Source organism: Vibrio sp. Y20_XG_PY13, from assembly GCF_024181925.1.
In the GTDB taxonomy this organism is placed as follows: Bacteria; Pseudomonadota; Gammaproteobacteria; order Enterobacterales; family Vibrionaceae; genus Vibrio; species Vibrio parahaemolyticus.
In genome coordinates this window covers 775,193-792,480 of record NZ_JAMZAL010000001.1, presented here as the reverse complement: position 1 = coordinate 792,480, position 17,288 = coordinate 775,193, and the positions used below count along the sequence as shown (strand labels likewise).

The window sequence follows — 17,288 nt, the reverse complement described above, 5'->3', positions numbered from 1 at the left end:
GTTTGCAATAAGTCTGTAATACAAGTGGGAGGGGACTAGTGCGTAAAACACCGTTGTTACTTGCGATGATGATCATTGCTACTGGCCAGGTTGGCGTCAGTATCTATCTTCCTTCTTTACCGCTCATTGGCCATGACCTTAACTTGCCACAACCTTCGATTCAGAGTTTGGTGACGTTATTTTTGGTTGGTTTCGGTGTGTCACAGCTATTTTACGGTCCGCTTTCTGATGCCATTGGACGACGACCGGTGTTTATTCTCGGACAAAGCATCTGTTTAATCGGTACCGTCATTTGTATCGTCTTTGGCGATAACATTTCTGCACTTGAGGCAGGGCGATTGCTGCAAGGGTTAGGAGCCGGCAGTGCCTCTGTTTTAGGGCGCTCAGTGCTACGGGACAGTTATGACGGTATGCAGTTAACTAAAGCTTTGTCGTATATCTCTGTCACTGCTTCTGTCATGCCGATTGTCGCGCCTCTTTTTGGCGGATGGATTGCGTATCACTTTAGCTGGCAAGCGGTATTTGTCTTTGTGCTGCTTTATTTGTTGGCGATATTTATCCTTGGCTACTTGGTTCTGCCAGAAACGCTGCCGTATCCAAAACGCAAGTTCGAGGTAAGGCAAGTCATGGTGAATTACTACTACTTGCTAACGAACAAGCAAGTTATCGGGAGTGCCAGTTATAACTGGTTAAGCTACCTATCTGGCTTAGTGACACTGTCTTTATATCCATTTTTGATGCAGCAAGAATTGGGCTTAACCGCGGCTGATTATGGTTCTTTGATGATTATCCCGTCGGCTGGTTTGTTGATGGGGAGCGTCGTCCTCAATTTGATCAATAACCGTTATAAAGCACAGCAAATACTGTTGATGAGCTTTGCGATTGTCGCGCTTTCTGGGTGTTTACTGTTGGTGACGCCGTTTACGGTTGCATCGTTACTGGTCGCATTCACGTGTTTGAGTTTTGCGCAAGGGATGTCTTTTCCTGTTTCGATAAGTTTGTTGTTGTCTCCGCATAAGCAGCAAGCTGGGGCAGTGTCTGCAGTGTCTGCATTGTCTGGCTCAATTCAAATGTGTTTAGCGGGTTTGTTTGGTGGCTACTTGGTTGAAAAGTGGGTGACGGATCAGCATCAGCTAGGCATCTTTTATCTTTTTATCGCTCTAATTTCTTGCATCGTACTGGTGGTTAGCCAATATCGAAGGGCACCTCGTCAGACTGCGCAACCGGAAGCTTCCAGTTGAATGTTCTAGTGAAGGGAAATGTACTTGCAAGGTTAGTGGCTCCTTTCTAAAATGCGCAGCTAAATTAAGTCAGGCTTAGTGAATGACTTGAGTAAATCGCGCTGAACTTGTTTCAATCAAGGGAGCAAGGTTTGGCGCGGTACTTTGATTCAAGCTAGCGCAGTAGTTTCTGCAAACTGACAACTCGCTCTCCAATCGTTAGGTGAAAGAATGCAACAAAACGAATTTGAAACACTGATAAAAGAAATTACCTTGCAAGAAAACATGCCAAAGGCGCTAGAACTACTTAAAGCGTGTGAGGAAGAAGAAGTTGCACAAGCGGCAGAATCCCTAACTGGTCAGTTTGGTCTTGCAGAAGTTGAAGGCGAAAAACGTATTTACCACATCACTCTACAAGAAGACGAGTCCGGGGTAGAGCAAGAATACGTTGAGCATGTCATGAATGAAGGCGACAACATGATTAAGTTTGCAGCTTGGTTTTTCGAAACTTTCTTTGAGATCAAGCAAAAAGACACCTACATGGCTGCAGGTAAAACTTACCAGCAACCGAAGCGATAAACAGGCTTTCTAAAAAATCAAAAAGTACTTCCTGAAAGAAAATTACAAAATAAACGTGACGTGCATCTTGTTTTTGTCTTATTGTGGTGTAAAATTACAACATAGTTAAGTCAATACATTCAGGAGAAGGTCATGGGTAACGAAATTGGTGGTGCTTACATTGGCCAGATGATTGCAAAAGACGCGATGCACAAAGCGCTTTACGGTAAAGCGAAGAAGAAAAAAGCTTCTATTTTTGCTCGTGTTATGAAAAAACTGGCGAATTAATGCAGAAAAGCCCTGATTGAAAAATCAGGGCTTTTTGTTTCTATCAACCAAATATTTATACGGTCTTTATGCTAGTGCGATAACTACTATGCCGATTGGCTTGGTATTTCTACGACGTTATTCGGCACCTTGTCTAACCCCTTTGCGGCTAACCACTTTTCTAGGTTATCTGCGCCTCCGACGTATTTTCCCTCTAACCAAATTTGCGGCACGGTCACTGGTGTTTTCTCACCGATGATCGCTTTAACTTCTGGGATCATTCTATACAGGGCAGTGCTGTCTTTGACGACATCGTGATACTCGTACTTAATACCAGCATCGTCGAGTAACTGTTTAGCTTTGACGCAATACGGACAAGTGGCTTTTCCGTAAATGATGTTGCCTTTCAGTTCATCACGTTTTACCCACTCCGAAATGACCGATTGCACGAGCACGCCTCGGTTTAGCGCTTCCCCTTGGCTCACGACTTTACCTTCAACCAGAAGAATAGGGGCGTGCCATGCACCGACTTTCAAAGGTTCCCACCAGTGAGATAACCAATCTTTCACTTCGAGTTCGACTGGTACATCCGCCAATTCGTTCGCGAAGGTGTCCACTAAAATATCTTTGGTTAGCGTACATTCTCCGCATGGGATGTTCACTTTGAACGGCCCCCAGTTGCCAGCCCAGCGATAAAGTGTGATTTTGATTGGTTGTGTCATAGGGTGTTCCTCATTTCCTTTCCTGAAAATATAGAACTCAAAAGCTAGATTTTTCTTTCAACTAACTTTGTCTTTTTTGCTTCCCAGTGCGTGATGAATGCAATCGACGCTACAATAATCGCAGCGCCTAGCCACAAACGACCAGGAGGCACCCATCCAAAGATCATCCATCCAGCCAGCACATTTAAAGGCAGTTTAGCGTGATCGAAGGGTTGAACGAAGGAAGCGTCCGCAACTGCGTAAGCTTTCACAATCGCCCATTGCGCTAATGCTGTTAGTGCACCAGCAAAAAGAAGGATCAGCCAAATAGTCCAGTCACTAGGCATGGTAAAGCTTGGTATCGCTAGCACAATATTGAAAGGCGTGATCAGTAACAACAAGTAAACCACCATGGTAGACGGTGGATCGTTTACCGACATCTTTTTCACCATCAAAGAATACGCTGCCCAAAAGAAGGCCGCCCCAACAGGCAGCAGAGTTGCCCAAGTGAAGGAGTCTGACCACGGCTCTAAGATGATCATGGCACCGATAAAGCCAGTTAGTGTGGCAAGCCAGCGTGCGGTGCCCACTTTCTCTTTCAAGATAAGCCCTGAGCCTACGGTCGCAAACAGCGGAGAAGTCATTAGCAGCGCAATGCCTTGCCAAATCGGAACAGGGTAAGCGAGCGCCCAAAGCCACAGTTGGATACCGATAACAGAGAGAAAAATACGAAAAGCGTGCCAGCCAAAATGTTGAGTTCTCAAAGAGCGTCGAATGCCTAGCGTTCTTAGATAAGGAAGAATAACGAACAACGCGATCGCGTATTGAAACAATGCAAAAGTGGTGGAAGACACACCAAAGTGGATGCTTGCGATTTGGGCAAAGCTATTCACGATGGCGAATGCCAATCCTGCAGTTAGCATCCAAGAAGCACCTTGAACAGGATGATGATTCAATTGAATATTTCCGGTTTGAAAGAGGTAGACGGATAATACGTCCTAAAGCTTTTTGCGCAAATAAAAAAATGCCTCCCAGAGGGAGGCGACATTACCAATTCAAAGGACGTGCCTGTCATTACAGGTACAAAGAACGAGAAGCACAAACGCTGCCATGCATTTGCATTTCTAGTATTGCAGAACACGTGCCAATTTTTATCTGCATGATTTATAAGTGTTTTTACTTTATGGCGATGTCAAGGTTAGAAGAAATGCACTAAGTCAGTGATAAAGTGCATTAAAAGAGGGCAGAAGTGGTGGCTCTGAGGCTCGTATTTTTTAGTGGAGCAGTGAAGGGGTAACAGAATAAAGATGAAAATTCATTGCTTTATCTGTGAGCACCACAAAAAATGGCCGACAAAAGTGCCGGCCAAGTGGACTCGCTCTTAGGACAAGAGTGAATTAGAAGTCGTAACGTACACCTAGGCGTAGCGTATCTTCGCCTTCAGTCACTAGACCAGATGTTGCGTCTTTCACTTCATCAAGTTGGTTGATGTAGTAAGAAAGGTAAGTACGGAAGTTACTGTTTAGTTTGTAGTAACCAACTAGCTCGATACCTTCAACTGAGTCGTATTTTGAGCCGTTGTCTGGATCGTTTTCTTGTGCAGTGTAAAGTGCTGCTAGCGTTACTTTGCTTGCTACTTTGTAGCTAGCAACCAACTCGTAAGCAGTAAAGTCTTCAGAATCGGTTAGTGAACCTTGAGAGTACGTACCCGCTAGGTATAGGTTATCTAGAGAGTAAGCGATACCACCTAGGATTTGGTCTTCAGAGTTGTTCTTATCTACGTCGCCGCCAGAGTAAGCCAGACCCAAGTCTAGCCCCATTGGCAGAGAGTACATACCAGAGATGCCGTATTTGTCTTGGCTATCGCCAGAGTTTGCTTGGTAAGTCGCTTGAAGTTGTAGTGCATCAAACTCACCACGGTATGCGAATACGCTGTCTTGCTTATCAGAAGAAGAATCAATCACTTGCTGAACGCCAGAAAACTCAGTGATATCCGTCATGTCTGAGATGATCACGGCAGCCATGTCTTGACGGCCTACAGAGAATGCGCCAACGTCAGTATTTACACCAGCGTACATGTAACGGTTTTTGAACTCGCTTTTACCTGTCTTTTGTTCTGCTTCGTACACACCGAATGCAGACATGCCGTTGCCGATGTCAGTTTTACCTTTAAGGTTAAGACGAGCGCGGCTTTGGTCTTCCATTGAGCCTTCTACTTCCGCACCATCTGAACCGATGAAGTCGCCACGAAACTCAACGCGACCGCCAACTTTTAGCTCAGTGCCGTCGTTTTTGTAAACTGTTGCTGCGAAAGATGGTGCTGATACCAATGCTGTTAGAATTGCAATAGTTAGTGCTGCCTTTTTCATTTTCTTATTACCCTAGTTGTAATCGATGGGCTTACTTGCCCGATGTGTTGATGACGCTAAGGTAAACCGCGAAAATGAAAGATAGATTGCTATTAAGTTATGATTTTATTGCACTTTTATTTCTGGCGCGTTTAAACGCCTCTTTAGAAAAGGTGCATAACTAGAAGGGTTTTAGCTTTTTTTAGCTTTTTCGTGCTTGATTAGTGACCACAATTTTTCCAAAAAGTTCCTGAAGGTGTTTTAAATTCGCAAATGTAAGCAAATGTTTCTTAATTATCTGGCTCGATCATTTGAGTTTCAGAGGGTTATGAGATTTCGTGATCTTGCGCGTTACAAAACATTTCAATTTGTAAGGTTATCGATTGGGTGAATGATAAGTTAGCAATCTAAACGTTTGCTTTTATTCGGTTTCTTATAATTTTTCACTCGGTTGTTGAAGAGTCTTCAAATAAAGTGGCGGCAGTTGTTGCGCAAAGGTAATTCAGTTTTGGCGGAAAAGATGCCCCAAAAAGCCTTTGTATACACCCGAAGTATTTGGCGTTTATTCGTACATAAATCCAAATGCTCAAGGTGCAAATCGACTAACCGACTAATAAATACATGGACTTAATAAATGAACAAAAAATTCCTAGCGGCAGCAATCGCAGCTGCAACATTCGGTACTCAAGCAGTAGCAGTGGAACTTTACAATAACGATGGCACTACGTTCTCTATTGGTGGCCATGTGTCTGTTAACCTGAACGGTTCAGAGCAAGGTGATACTGACGTAGGCACAAACTCTCCACGTATCAACTTCACAGCGACTCAGGATCTAGGTAATGGCTTTACTGCTGACGCTCGTGGTGAATGGGCACTTAACTACCTAGATGGCGGCGAAAACTCATTCAAAACTCGTCTTGGTTACTTAGGTCTGACTCACGATACATACGGTCGTGCAGTGGGCGGTACGCAATGGGCACCTTACTACGACGTAGCTGGCGTAGCAGATATGCCGATTGCCTTTGCGAACGACTTTATCTATGACGACCACGGCAACCTAGGCACTGGCCGCGCAGAGAAAATGATCTCTTACCGCAACGCAATCGAACTTGGCGAAGCAGGCAAAATTAACGTTGGTCTAGGTTGGCAAGGTACGAACGAAGCGACGGATACGCACACATACGATGACCGCGTACAAGTTGCAATTTCTTACGCGATCATGAGCGCAAAAGTGGGTTACACGTACAACGGTGGCGACTTCCAAGATTCAGCGTACATCGGTAAGCATTCAGCTGAATCTCACCTAGTATCTGCGGCATACGGTTCTTACGGTCAAGGTTTGTACCTAGCAGCGGTTTACGGTTCGAACGAAAACATGAACTTCGACGGTAAAACTCGTCTAGCTGAAAGCGACGCGTACGAAGCGTTGATCGCTTATGCACTACCTAATAGCCTAAATCTGAGCATCAACTACGAAATGGTTGAAGGCAAAGAATTGAAAGGCGCGAAGACAGAAACGGCTCGTGAAGAAATGGCGCTGCAAGCAGAATACAACTTCACACCTAAGTTTGTGGGCTATGCGGGTTACCAGTTTGACTTGAACGACGCTAACGACCGTAAAACTGATGACAAATGGGCACTTGGTGCACGTTACTACCTATAATTGTCGTTACAGTTATCGATTCAAAAGCCAGCATGATGCTGGCTTTTTTCGTTTTTTCGAAGAATCAACATGCGTTTCAAACTGATGACACAAAACATAAAACGGGCTGAATGTCTTATTTTCGATACTTCAGAGCGCGTTCTAGTGTTGTTCCATCAAAAGGTTAGATTATGATGATGTTTTTGTTTTGCAGGGAAGATCAATGAGCGTCATTCAAGTTGAAGAAAAGAAAGTAGAAGTTGGAAAAGTGCTGTGTGTTGGGCGTAATTACGTTGAGCACATCCATGAGTTGGATAATGCTATTCCAGAGCAAATGGTGGTGTTTAATAAACCTTCTACCTCTGTATCGACGATCTTACGCTCATTTCATCAAGAACCTTTGCATTATGAAGCAGAAATTTGCTTTCTAATCAAAGATGGTCAATACGCCGCCGTGGGTTTGGGGCTAGACCTGACGAAACGCGGCCTGCAATCTTCTCTCAAAAAGCAAGGCTTGCCTTGGGAGCGAGCAAAAGCATTTGATGGTTCTGCGGTTTTTAGCCGCTTTGTGCCTCTTGAGGGCATTGATATTCATGACCTTAACTTAGAACTATTGATTAACTGTGTTCGTGTGCAAAAAGGCCACGTACAACAGATGCTGTATCCGCCATTTGCGATTTTGGATGAGCTAAGTAGCTACACAACTTTACAAGACGGTGATGTGGTAATGACGGGAACGCCGCAAGGGGTTGGCGAAGTCCATCAAGGTGACGTATTCCTTGGGCGTTTAAAATGTGGCGACGTCACCTTGTTAGAAATTGAGTGGGTGGCTGATTAAAGCCAAATGCGCAAAAGAAGAAACGCCACCATACTGACAACCGTCGTTAAGAGAACGTTTTTTGTCAAATAGGCGATCAACGCAGCCAATGTCGCAGCCAATAAAAACGGGTTTTGTACGCTGACACTGAGTTCCCCTTCGGGGATGAAGACAATCGGCGCCCAGATCGCGGTTAAAACGGCCGGACTCGCGTAGTTGAGAATCTTTTGTGTGCGCGTGCCAAGCTTTAATGGCAACTTCGGTTCGAGAAACAAGTATCGGCTTGTGAACACCAACAGCGTCATGAGTAAAATTGACAGCATAATCATTAGCGTTTCTCCTGCACTTGTTCGACAAAATAGCCTGTTAACATGGCTAAAATGCTCGAAATCATCAAACTTCCTTCCACTTGGTAATAGCTTAACGCGACTGAGCCTACCAAAGCCACTAAGACGCTAGAAAGTACCGCTGCATTTTTAATCGTGGGTACGACAATCGCGATAAAGGTTGCGGCTACTGCAAATTCCAACCCCATTTCATTCAGTTCTGGGATTAGGCTACCCGCCACGATGCCTGTCAGCGTCGCAAGGTTCCAGAACAGATAGAAGCTCAATCCGGCGCCAAGGGCGTACCAGCGATTAAATTGTTCGTCAGAATGATGGCCTGCAATGGCAAACAGCTCGTCGGTTAACAGAAAACCAAGCGATAGCCGCCACTTAAGTGGAAGCGGTGCAATTTTACTGCGCATGGATACGCTGTAGAGAAAATGTCGTGACGTGATGAAAAACGTGGTGAGCAACATAGTGGTTAGCCCCGCGCCCGCTTTTATCATTCCCATCGCGACGAGCTGAGCGGAGCCCGCGAAAAGAATCGCGGATAACGCTTGTCCTTCTAGCGGGTGAAGCCCTGTATCAATCGCGAACGAACCTGCTAAGAGTCCCCAAGGCAGTACGGCAATACTCAACGGCATCATTGCGAGTGTGCCTTGCCAAAATAAAGTGGCTTTTGATTCTTCTTGTAACGGCAAAGTGTTATCCATTGTTTGTTCTTAATTGTTTTGAAGTCAGGCTATCAACGTAACGTGGTAGAGACATCTCGCCTTGTACGATATTGCGGATTTAGCTAAAGCGAAGATATTGGCCCGGCGTGACGCCCATGGCTTTCTTAAAGTGTCGATGCAGGTGGCTTTGATCATGAAAACCACATTCTTGTGCGACATCAGAGATTCTCTGCCCTTGTTTGAGCAGCTTTTTCGCCATACGTAAACGTTGCTGGATCTGGTAAGCATGAGGCGGAAAGCCAAATTGCTTTTGAAATTCGCGCAGTAAGTGAAAAGGGCTCAGCCCAGCCAGTTTCGCGAGTTCTTCCAGCGACACATCGGTTTGTGGAAAGTCTTCTAAAAACTCCTTTACAAGCTGTAACTGTCGTTGCGCTTTGGTGGACTCTTTTAGTGGTGCGCGGTGAGTGCTGTGTTTACTCGCCAATTTGATCAACGTGCCGTACACCAAGGTTTCTCGCAGCAGTCGATTGTCCGATTTTTCTAGAGTCTCAAACACCAAGCGCAATTGGCTTGCCAGTTCGGGATCATAAACCACAGGTTGAGGGAAATAGGGCAGCGCGATATTGGGTGAGCCAAGCTCTTGCCCCAAGGTTTGAAATTGTTCTGGCACAGGATACATTGCTTTGTATTCCCAGCCCCCCTCGGTTGCTGAATGGCCGTTATGCACTTCATCAGCGTTAACTAAGATAATGCTGTTTTGTGGTGCAATGTGGTTGCCGCCAGTGCGGAAAAATTGTTGAGCGCCTTTTTCGATCACACCAATGGTGTAGCCTTCGTGACTGTGCCGAGAGAAGTTCTGCTTTTCATACTTAGCATCTAGCAGCTCCAAGCCACCAAGTTCTTGAGCAATTTTGAATGTCGCGATTTCCTTGTTCTTTTCTTTCATTGTTTCCAATCTGCTCGAGAAGTCCGTCATACGAGTGTAACGTATCCATCGTCCTTATTTTTGTACAAAATTGCTATTCGGTATCGTTAAAAAGGTTAATTGTTTTTATATGAGTGAATTGGCGATTTATCCTTTCTAAATATCGCTACATTTAAAGGTATTTAATCTGGTCGAGTTTGATTTATTGGTATAAGATTCGCCGCCTTGTTGTAGAAAACCTGTTCCATCATGATCGATTTAGCTGTACTTCCTATTTATCTCACGGCGGTTATCGCCTTGTTGCTTTTGCCTGGCCCTGATATGTTGCTGATTGCGAGCTCAAGTATGAGCTACGGCAAAAAGGTTGGCTTATTTGCCAGTCTGGGGAACGCGACGTCTGGCCTTATCCTTACTTTACTTGCTGCGATGGGGGTTTCAACCCTGATTGCGATGAGCCCTGTGGCACTCAAAGTACTTCACCTTTTAGGTGGTGCGTACCTACTTAAAATGGGTTGGGATTGCTTGAGAGCAGAAGCTTCATCTGCTCCAGAGCTTGATCAAAAAAATAAGATGGCATCGACCTACTATCAACGTGCATTAATGAGCAATTTGCTCAACCCTAAAGCGTTGGTCTTTTTTGTGATGTTTTTGCCTCAGTTCGTTTCGAGCAATATTACCGCTTCATCCGGCGAGCAGATGCTGGCGCTTGGTTTGTTGTTGAACGTTCTTGGCCTTTTGTTCAACCTGTTATTGGTAGCGTTGGCTGGTACATTAGGGAAAGGGTTGCTGGAGAATGAGAAGTTCCGCACTTACCAGCACAAACTTATGGGGTTGGTGTTTGTGATCCTCGCTTTGTGGATGTTGAGCAGCTTCGTGCTATAAACCTATCAAATTCAATCGGAAAGCCAGCAATTGCTGGCTTTTTGTTTTAGGATAGAAACGTTTTCCAAGGAGAGGTGTATGAAACTTGAATTTTGTTTAAACCCAGACCAAGCCGATCTTGATTGCGTTCGTGATGGCATTCGATCATATAACCGCAAGCACTTACCTGAAGGAGAAGTGAATGCGGTGGGTTGCTTTGCAAAAGATGAAGACGGCAAAATCATTGGCGGCCTTACTGGGGAAATGTTTAAAAATACGGTTTTTGTGGAGTTCTTGTGGGTGGACGCAGGAAGCAGAACATCGGGCTTAGGCAGTAAACTGATGGCAATGTTAGAGCAGCATGTGAAACCGTATGGCGTGACTCATATTTATTTAGATACTTACAGCTTCCAAGCGCTCGATTTCTACCTCAAATTGGGCTTTGAAAAAGTAGGGCAGTATTCCGGTTATCCGGCTGAGGGAATCCACAAATACTTCCTCCAAAAAGAAATCGCAGATTAGTCGCTACTGATGTTTAGCTTGTTAGAAATTCAGAAAAAGAGGCGCGAATAGCACCTCTTTTAGTATGTAGTCATGAGCTTGTCATGACTACTCGTTGAGAGGGTTACAAGCTTTTTTGGTGTGCGTCGATCAGCGCGTTCATTTTGGCTTCCGCAGCTTGTTGCGCTTGCTCGTAGCTCATGTCAGCAGGGAAGTCACTGATGACTTCGTAGTAACATTTCAACTTAGGCTCAGTACCAGAAGGACGAACGATTACGCGAGATTTATCTTCAAGATGATAAATCAGCACATCACTTGCTGGTAAATCAATCGTCTCTTCTGAACCATCCTCAAATGTACGAACGGAAGTTTTCAAGTCCTCAGTAACCGATACTTTCTTGCCTGCAATCTCGCTCGGTGGATTTGCACGTAACTTGTCACCAATTGGTGGTGAGTTTGGATCCAACGCAATACTACGCTGAGCGTTAAAGTAAAAACCGTGTTGACGGTAAAGCGCTTCCAACTTGTCCCACAGTGTTTTGCCTTGTGCTTTGAGCTTTCCGGTTAATTGCGAAAACGCAACAATCGCGGACAAACCATCTTTATCCCACACCTTATTGCCAACGGTGTAGCCGAGCGCCTCTTCGTAAGCAAACAAGAACGGATGTTGCTCGGTTTCTTGGCTCATCGCGACGTTGGTTAGCCATTTAAAGCCTGTTAGCGTTTGGTAATACTCTGCGCCATGCGCTTTTGCGATGCTGCTCAAGAGGCGAGATGACACGATGGTGTTACCGACCAGTGAGTTCGGCTGTTGCTCTAGCAAGTAATCACCAAACAATGAACCAACTTGGTCGCCAGTTAACATTTGGTATTCACCGTCTGGGCGTTTTACGGCGACGGCGAAACGGTCTGCATCTGGGTCGTTAGCACAGGCGATATCCGCATCTACGGATTTACCGAGCGCCATGACCATGTCCATTGCCCCTGCTTCTTCTGGATTTGGGAAGTTAACTGTAGGGAATGTGCCATCAGGTTCGCGCTGCTCCGCAACACTGGCCACTTTTTTAAAGCCAGCGTCAGCAAGTAACGTTTCTGCCATGTCTGCGCCAACACCGTGCATCGCAGTGTAAGCGATAGAAATATCGGTGTTGCTATCAGGAGTCAGCAAAGCATTTTCGTTCATGGTTTTACGGTAAGTTTGGTAGTAATCGTCTTCCAACCAAACCAGTAAGCCTTGTTGTTTAGCATCGTCTAAAGACATCAACGGCAGAGGCTTTGTGGTCGCTTCATCAATTTTTGCCGCGATGCCCGAGTCGTGAGGTGGAATGATTTGCGCGCCATTTTCCCAATACACTTTGAAGCCGTTGTATTCGGGTGGATTGTGGCTAGCGGTTACAACAACGGCCGCTGCAGCATTCATTGTGCGTACACCAAAAGCAACAATAGGCGTTGCCGCGACTTGGTAGGTTAGGTAAACCTTGATACCGAGTGCTGCTAAGACAGAAGCAGTATCGTGCGCGAACTGTTTAGAATCTGGTCGGCCATCGTAACCAATAACAACGCCGCGACTCGCTGCATCTTGCACTTGTTCAAGTAAATAGTGGCCGAGACCTGTGGCAGTTTCTTGAATCACCAAACGGTTCATTCTGTTTGGACCTGCGCCCACTTTGCCACGTAGACCCGCTGTACCAAAGGCAAGACGGGAGCCGAAGCGGTCAGAAAGTTCTTGTTCATTATTCGTATCAACGAGGTGCTGAAGCTCTTCACGAGTTTTAGGGTCAGGATCTCGCGCTAGCCATTGAGTAATTAGTGCTGTCATATCTTTCATTCCTTAGCAGGGGGAGCCTACTTGTTTGGACACTTTTTCTGAAAAAGTATCCAATGTTTTCTTTTACTTTAATGTAAATGGTTCTCAATTCCATTTCAAAGAGGGCAATCGATAAACCGAACTTATTTTTCCTGTCTGAACAAAATTTAATCACATTTAATTTCTTGAAGAACTTTGGAACTATAACTAGCCTTTTAACATAAATATAACAAACTGTGTCGAAATCGTATTTTTTGTGATTTTTCGTAAAGTTGTTCGATATTTGCAATGGGACGCAAGGAAGCTCGCGCAAGCGTAGCGGCTGAGCAGAGGAGAGATCTTTTGAAAAGATTAGCGACTACTCTAGCCATACCACTGAGTGTGATTTTAATCACATTCTCCTCCTACGGTTGGTCAAAGGACAATGAACTCAACATGACCAAAGGGGTCACGGCGATAAGCGAGCAAGTGTATGAATTACATATGCTCATTTTCTACATTTGTTGCGCGATAGCTCTGGTTGTCTTTGGTGTCATGTTCTATGCCATCATCCGTCATCGCAAATCAAAAGGTGCAGTTGCCGCACATTTCCACGAAAGCACCAAAGTGGAAATTATTTGGACTGTTATCCCTATCATCATTCTTGTCGCGATGGCGATTCCCGCAACGAAAACTTTAGTCGCAATGGAAGACACTAGCCAATCGGATATCACCATTCAAATCACAGGTTCGCAATGGAAGTGGCATTACAGCTACTTTGGCGAAGATGTGGAATTCTTCAGCTTGCTCGCAACCAGCCAAAAGCAGATTGACGGTATAGAGATGAAAGGCGCGCATTACTTGCTTGAAGTGGATAATCCACTCGTGCTCCCTGTGAATCGTAAAGTGCGATTTTTACTGACCTCAGACGATGTGATTCACTCTTGGTGGGTGCCTGATTTCGCCGTGAAAAAAGACACCATCCCGGGTTTCATCAACGAGGCTTGGACGCGAATTGATGAGCCGGGCGTTTATCGTGGTCAGTGTGCAGAGCTTTGTGGACGAGCTCATGGCTTTATGCCAATCGTAGTCCATGCCATGTCGGAAGATGAATTCGATCAGTGGCTCTCGGGTAAGAAAGAAGAAATCGCGATGCAAAAAGCTGCGGCGCAAGAGGCGCTAACTCAAGACTTGTCGATGGATGAGCTCATGGCGCAAGGCGAAGCAATTTACTCGGCGCGTTGTGCTGTTTGTCACCAAGCCAATGGTGAAGGTATTCCGGGAGCGTTCCCTTCAATTAAAGGTAGTCCTGTCGCGACAGGTGATATCACCGAACATATCGGTGTGGTTGTTGATGGCCGCACAGGGACGGCGATGCAGTCTTTTGCTAACCAACTTAGTGATCAAGAAATTGCTGCGGTAATTACCTACCAACGCAATGCTTGGGGAAATGATACTGGCGATACGGTTCAAGCGGCCGACGTCAATGCCTTTAAGGCACAAAAAAGTGCCAAGGAGGAAATATGAGTAAGCCAGCAGACAAAGCCGTAAAGTCGGCACCCGTTGAAGCGCATACCGCAGCAAACGCAACAATTGCGTTAGACGACCACGATTCGCACGACGCGCCAAAAGGTATTGCTCGTTGGTTGTATTCCACCAACCATAAAGACATCGGCACGTTGTATCTTTGGTTTAGTTTCACCATGTTCCTAACGGGTGGTGCGATGGCAATGGTCATTCGTGCGGAGCTGTTTCAGCCGGGTTTGCAGCTTGTCGATCCGCAATTTTTTAATCAGATGACAACGGTTCACGGTTTGGTGATGGTGTTTGGTGCGGTCATGCCCGCGTTCACTGGATTAGCAAACTGGATGATCCCGATGATGATCGGCGCACCTGATATGGCGCTGCCACGTATGAATAACTTGAGCTTTTGGATTCTGCCATTTGCGTTTCTCATTCTGTTGAGCTCATTGTTCTTACCGGGCGGTGCACCGAATTTCGGCTGGACGTTTTACGCGCCGCTATCGACTACGTATGGGCCAGACAGTACTGCGCTGTTTGTGTTCTCTGTGCATATCATGGGTATCAGCTCCATCATGGGGGCGATTAACGTCATCGTGACGATTGTCAACATGCGCGCACCGGGCATGACATGGTTTAAGTTGCCGATGTTCGTTTGGACTTGGCTGATCACTGCGTTCTTACTTATTGCCGTCATGCCAGTGTTGGCGGGTGCGGTGACGATGGTACTGACCGATAAGTACTTTGGTACCAGCTTCTTTGATGCTGCGGGCGGCGGCGATCCTGTGATGTTCCAACACATTTTCTGGTTCTTTGGTCACCCAGAAGTGTACATCATGATTTTGCCGTCGTTCGGGATCATCTCTGCCATTCTTCCTGCATTTAGTGGCAAAAAGCTGTTTGGCTATCACTCTATGGTGTACGCAACATGCAGTATCGCGCTTCTTTCTTTCCTTGTGTGGGCGCACCACATGTTCACGACAGGCATGCCCGTGTTTGCAGAATTGTTCTTTATGTATTGCACCATGTTGATTGCGGTACCGACCGGAGTAAAAGTGTTTAACTGGGTCGCAACCATGTGGCGTGGCGCATTGACCTTTGAAACGCCAATGTTGTTTGCGATTGCGTTTATTGTTCTGTTCACTATCGGTGGTTTCTCGGGCTTGATGCTTGCTATCGTGCCGGCGGATTTCCAGTACCACGATACCTATTTTGTGGTTGCGCACTTCCATTATGTCTTGGTGTCTGGCGCGGTCTTCTCAATCATGGCGGCGTCGTATTATTGGTTGCCGAAATGGACGGGGAATATGTATGACCACAAGTTGAGTTTGTGGCATTTCTGGTGCTCAGTCATTTCCGTCAATGTCCTTTTCTTCCCGATGCATTTTTTAGGTTTGGCGGGCATGCCGCGAAGAATCCCTGATTACGCGATTCAATTTGCGGATGTGAACCAAATCGTATCTATCGGCGGCTTTGCCTTTGGTTTGTCGCAACTGATTTTCTTGTGGATCGTGATCAAATGTATTCGTGGCGGAAAGAAAGCGTCGGCCAAGCCTTGGGAGCGTGCAGAAGGATTAGAGTGGACTGTGCCAAGCCCTGCGCCACACCATACCTTTAGTACGCCGCCTAAAGTGGATTAATGGAACGAGAGGCGAAGAACATGGCAGAAAAATCATCCCACAAAAAGCTCACGATAAAGTTAGTGCTGGCCACTTTTGCCATGTTCGGGTTCGGTTTTGCGCTCGTGCCGCTCTATGACGTGATGTGTGATGCGTTAGGTATCAACGGTAAAACCAGTGATGTTGCAGCGATTCAACCTACGGGGATGCAACCCGATTTGAGCCGGACGATTCGTGTGGAGTTTATGGCACACGTCAACCCAGATATGCCGTGGGAGTTTAAGCCGAAAGTCATTTCGATGAATGTTCATCCAGGTGAAGTCGTGCAAACTGAATACTTGGCATTTAACGAAAGTGGACAAAGGCTCGTGGGGCAGGCGGTGCCTTCCGTTTCTCCAGGCAACGGTGCAGCTTACTTCAACAAAATAGAGTGCTTTTGTTTTACGCAACAGCCGCTGGATGGAAAGCAGCACGCTCAGATGCCATTGATTTTCTATATTGAGCCCGATTTGCCGGACTCAATACATACATTAACGCTGTCTTATACACTCTACAAACTTCCTCCTCCCACAGGCAGTTAGCCTCTCAAGGAGTGAGATACAGGCCAAATAGTGTCTGTAAGGAGAGAACTGATGAGTAATAAACCTGGAACCTATTACGTTCCTGCTCAAAGTAGTTGGCCGATCATTGGCGCGTTTGCTCTGTTTTTAGTCGCCGTCGGTGCGGGCATGACGGTGCAAGGTACTCAAAGCGATGGTGCGGTCGGTGTTGTTGGTCGCATTGTGCTTGCCGTAGGCTTTTTGTTTCTGCTTTACATGTTGGCAGGGTGGTTTAGTAACGTCATCACCGAATCGTTGACGGGCAAATACAGCGCGCAGATCACTCGATCATTTCGTCAGGGGATGAGTTGGTTCATCTTTTCAGAAGTGATGTTCTTTGGCGCGTTTTTCGGAGCACTGTTTTACGCCAGAATGGTGTCTGTCCCTTGGTTAGGAGGGGCTGATAATAACCTCATGACCAATGAAGTATTGTGGCCAAGCTTTGAAGCTATGTGGCCGCTCACGACAACGCCTAGTGGGGAAAGCACCCAAGCGATGCCTTGGCAAGGTATTCCGCTCACTAACACCATTATTTTGCTTCTTTCTTCTATCACGTTACACATGGCACACATCAGTTTGGAGAAAAACCGACGCACAGCGTTAGTCGTGTGGCTTGAAATCACCATCGTGTTGGCGGGCTTTTTCTTGTTCTATCAAGCGAAAGAGTACATTCACGCTTATCAGGAAATGGGGCTCACGCTTCAATCGGGGGTTTATGGCAATACGTTCTTTATGCTTACTGGTTTTCATGGCATGCACGTTTGTCTTGGCACCATATTCTTAACTGTATTGCTGTTTAGAATCGCGAAGGACCACTTTTCTCCTACCAACCATTTCGCATTTCAAGCAGGCAGTTGGTACTGGCATTTTGTTGATGTGGTATGGCTATGCCTGTTTGTTTTTGTTTATGTGTTGTAGCGACA

At 45.9% G+C, this 17,288-nt stretch carries 18 protein-coding genes; 11 read left to right on the top strand and 7 right to left on the bottom strand.

Annotated features, from left to right (window positions below):
• The first annotated feature begins 38 nt into the window (after nt 1-38).
• From NL646_RS03490 to NL646_RS23345, 3 genes are all read left to right on the top strand, one after another.
• Nucleotides 39-1,241: a multidrug effflux MFS transporter gene (locus tag NL646_RS03490; RefSeq protein WP_253663857.1), complete on the top strand. Its 1,203-nt coding sequence runs from the start codon at nt 39-41 to the stop codon at nt 1,239-1,241.
• A 210-nt stretch (nt 1,242-1,451) separates the two neighbouring features.
• Nucleotides 1,452-1,799 carry a hypothetical protein gene (locus NL646_RS03485; RefSeq protein WP_253663856.1) on the top strand — a complete coding sequence of 116 codons (348 nt, stop codon included), beginning with the start codon at nt 1,452-1,454 and terminating at the stop codon, nt 1,797-1,799.
• A 132-nt stretch (nt 1,800-1,931) separates the two neighbouring features.
• A complete protein-coding gene (locus tag NL646_RS23345; protein WP_005461920.1) occupies nt 1,932-2,066 on the top strand; it encodes a hypothetical protein in 135 nt (44 codons plus the stop codon).
• A gap of 86 nt (nt 2,067-2,152) precedes the next feature.
• Here the strand turns inward: NL646_RS23345 and NL646_RS03480 are convergent, their stop codons facing one another.
• The 3 genes from NL646_RS03480 to NL646_RS03470 all read right to left on the bottom strand — a co-directional run bounded on the left by NL646_RS03480 (nt 2,153) and on the right by NL646_RS03470 (nt 5,115).
• The gene (locus NL646_RS03480; RefSeq protein WP_253663855.1) at nt 2,153-2,767 is read right to left on the bottom strand and encodes a glutaredoxin; all 615 of its coding nucleotides are present in this window, start codon (nt 2,765-2,767) and stop codon (nt 2,153-2,155) included.
• 44 nt (nt 2,768-2,811) lie between these two features.
• The gene (locus NL646_RS03475) at nt 2,812-3,669 is read right to left on the bottom strand and encodes a DMT family transporter (protein WP_253663935.1); all 858 of its coding nucleotides are present in this window, start codon (nt 3,667-3,669) and stop codon (nt 2,812-2,814) included.
• Between the two features lie 474 nt (nt 3,670-4,143).
• Complete coding sequence (locus NL646_RS03470) at nt 4,144-5,115, bottom strand: porin (RefSeq protein WP_253663854.1); 972 nt, start codon at nt 5,113-5,115, stop codon at nt 4,144-4,146.
• A 613-nt stretch (nt 5,116-5,728) separates the two neighbouring features.
• On the opposite strand from NL646_RS03470, the gene NL646_RS03465 reads away from it, so the two are divergent.
• Both NL646_RS03465 and NL646_RS03460 read left to right on the top strand, forming a co-directional pair.
• Complete coding sequence (locus NL646_RS03465) at nt 5,729-6,757, top strand: porin (RefSeq protein ID WP_025570368.1); 1,029 nt, start codon at nt 5,729-5,731, stop codon at nt 6,755-6,757.
• Nucleotides 6,758-6,959: 202 nt separating this feature from the next.
• Nucleotides 6,960-7,574: a fumarylacetoacetate hydrolase family protein gene (locus NL646_RS03460; RefSeq protein ID WP_005461913.1), complete on the top strand. Its 615-nt coding sequence runs from the start codon at nt 6,960-6,962 to the stop codon at nt 7,572-7,574.
• On the opposite strand, the gene NL646_RS03455 is transcribed toward NL646_RS03460, so the two are convergent.
• From NL646_RS03455 to NL646_RS03445, 3 genes are all read right to left on the bottom strand, one after another.
• Nucleotides 7,571-7,882 (bottom strand): AzlD domain-containing protein, encoded by a 312-nt coding sequence (locus NL646_RS03455; protein WP_017447854.1) that lies wholly within the window; start codon nt 7,880-7,882, stop codon nt 7,571-7,573. The two genes, NL646_RS03460 and NL646_RS03455, sit on opposite strands and share 4 nt — an antisense overlap.
• Entirely contained in the window at nt 7,882-8,592 is a 711-nt protein-coding gene (locus NL646_RS03450) for an AzlC family ABC transporter permease (protein WP_020842318.1), read from the bottom strand. Before NL646_RS03450 ends, NL646_RS03455 begins: the two co-directional genes overlap by 1 nt.
• Nucleotides 8,593-8,671: 79 nt before the next feature.
• Nucleotides 8,672-9,499, bottom strand: a complete 828-nt coding sequence (locus NL646_RS03445) for an AraC family transcriptional regulator (protein ID WP_005498376.1) — start codon at nt 9,497-9,499, stop codon at nt 8,672-8,674.
• 228 nt (nt 9,500-9,727) lie between these two features.
• Between NL646_RS03445 and NL646_RS03440 the strand changes: the two genes are divergently transcribed.
• A complete protein-coding gene (locus tag NL646_RS03440; RefSeq protein ID WP_005498379.1) occupies nt 9,728-10,360 on the top strand; it encodes a LysE family translocator in 633 nt (210 codons plus the stop codon).
• A gap of 78 nt (nt 10,361-10,438) precedes the next feature.
• Nucleotides 10,439-10,861 (top strand): GNAT family N-acetyltransferase, encoded by a 423-nt coding sequence (locus tag NL646_RS03435; RefSeq protein WP_025626435.1) that lies wholly within the window; start codon nt 10,439-10,441, stop codon nt 10,859-10,861.
• 103 nt (nt 10,862-10,964) lie between these two features.
• On the opposite strand, the gene NL646_RS03430 is transcribed toward NL646_RS03435, so the two are convergent.
• Complete coding sequence (locus NL646_RS03430; RefSeq protein WP_025626433.1) at nt 10,965-12,659, bottom strand: phospho-sugar mutase; 1,695 nt, start codon at nt 12,657-12,659, stop codon at nt 10,965-10,967.
• Nucleotides 12,660-12,989: 330 nt separating this feature from the next.
• On the opposite strand from NL646_RS03430, the gene coxB reads away from it, so the two are divergent.
• The 4 genes from coxB to NL646_RS03410 are packed head-to-tail and all read left to right on the top strand — an operon-like array spanning nt 12,990 to nt 17,283.
• Nucleotides 12,990-14,153, top strand: coding sequence for a cytochrome c oxidase subunit II (gene coxB, locus NL646_RS03425; RefSeq protein ID WP_017447848.1), 1,164 nt, complete (start codon nt 12,990-12,992; stop codon nt 14,151-14,153).
• A complete protein-coding gene (gene ctaD, locus NL646_RS03420) occupies nt 14,150-15,787 on the top strand; it encodes a cytochrome c oxidase subunit I (protein ID WP_017447847.1) in 1,638 nt (545 codons plus the stop codon). Before coxB ends, ctaD begins: the two co-directional genes overlap by 4 nt.
• Nucleotides 15,788-15,807: 20 nt before the next feature.
• On the top strand, nt 15,808-16,347 hold the full coding sequence (locus tag NL646_RS03415; protein WP_005498389.1) for a cytochrome c oxidase assembly protein: 540 nt from the start codon (nt 15,808-15,810) through the stop codon (nt 16,345-16,347).
• Nucleotides 16,348-16,398: 51 nt separating this feature from the next.
• A complete protein-coding gene (locus NL646_RS03410; RefSeq protein ID WP_015313021.1) occupies nt 16,399-17,283 on the top strand; it encodes a cytochrome c oxidase subunit 3 in 885 nt (294 codons plus the stop codon).
• Nucleotides 17,284-17,288 lie beyond the last annotated feature (5 nt).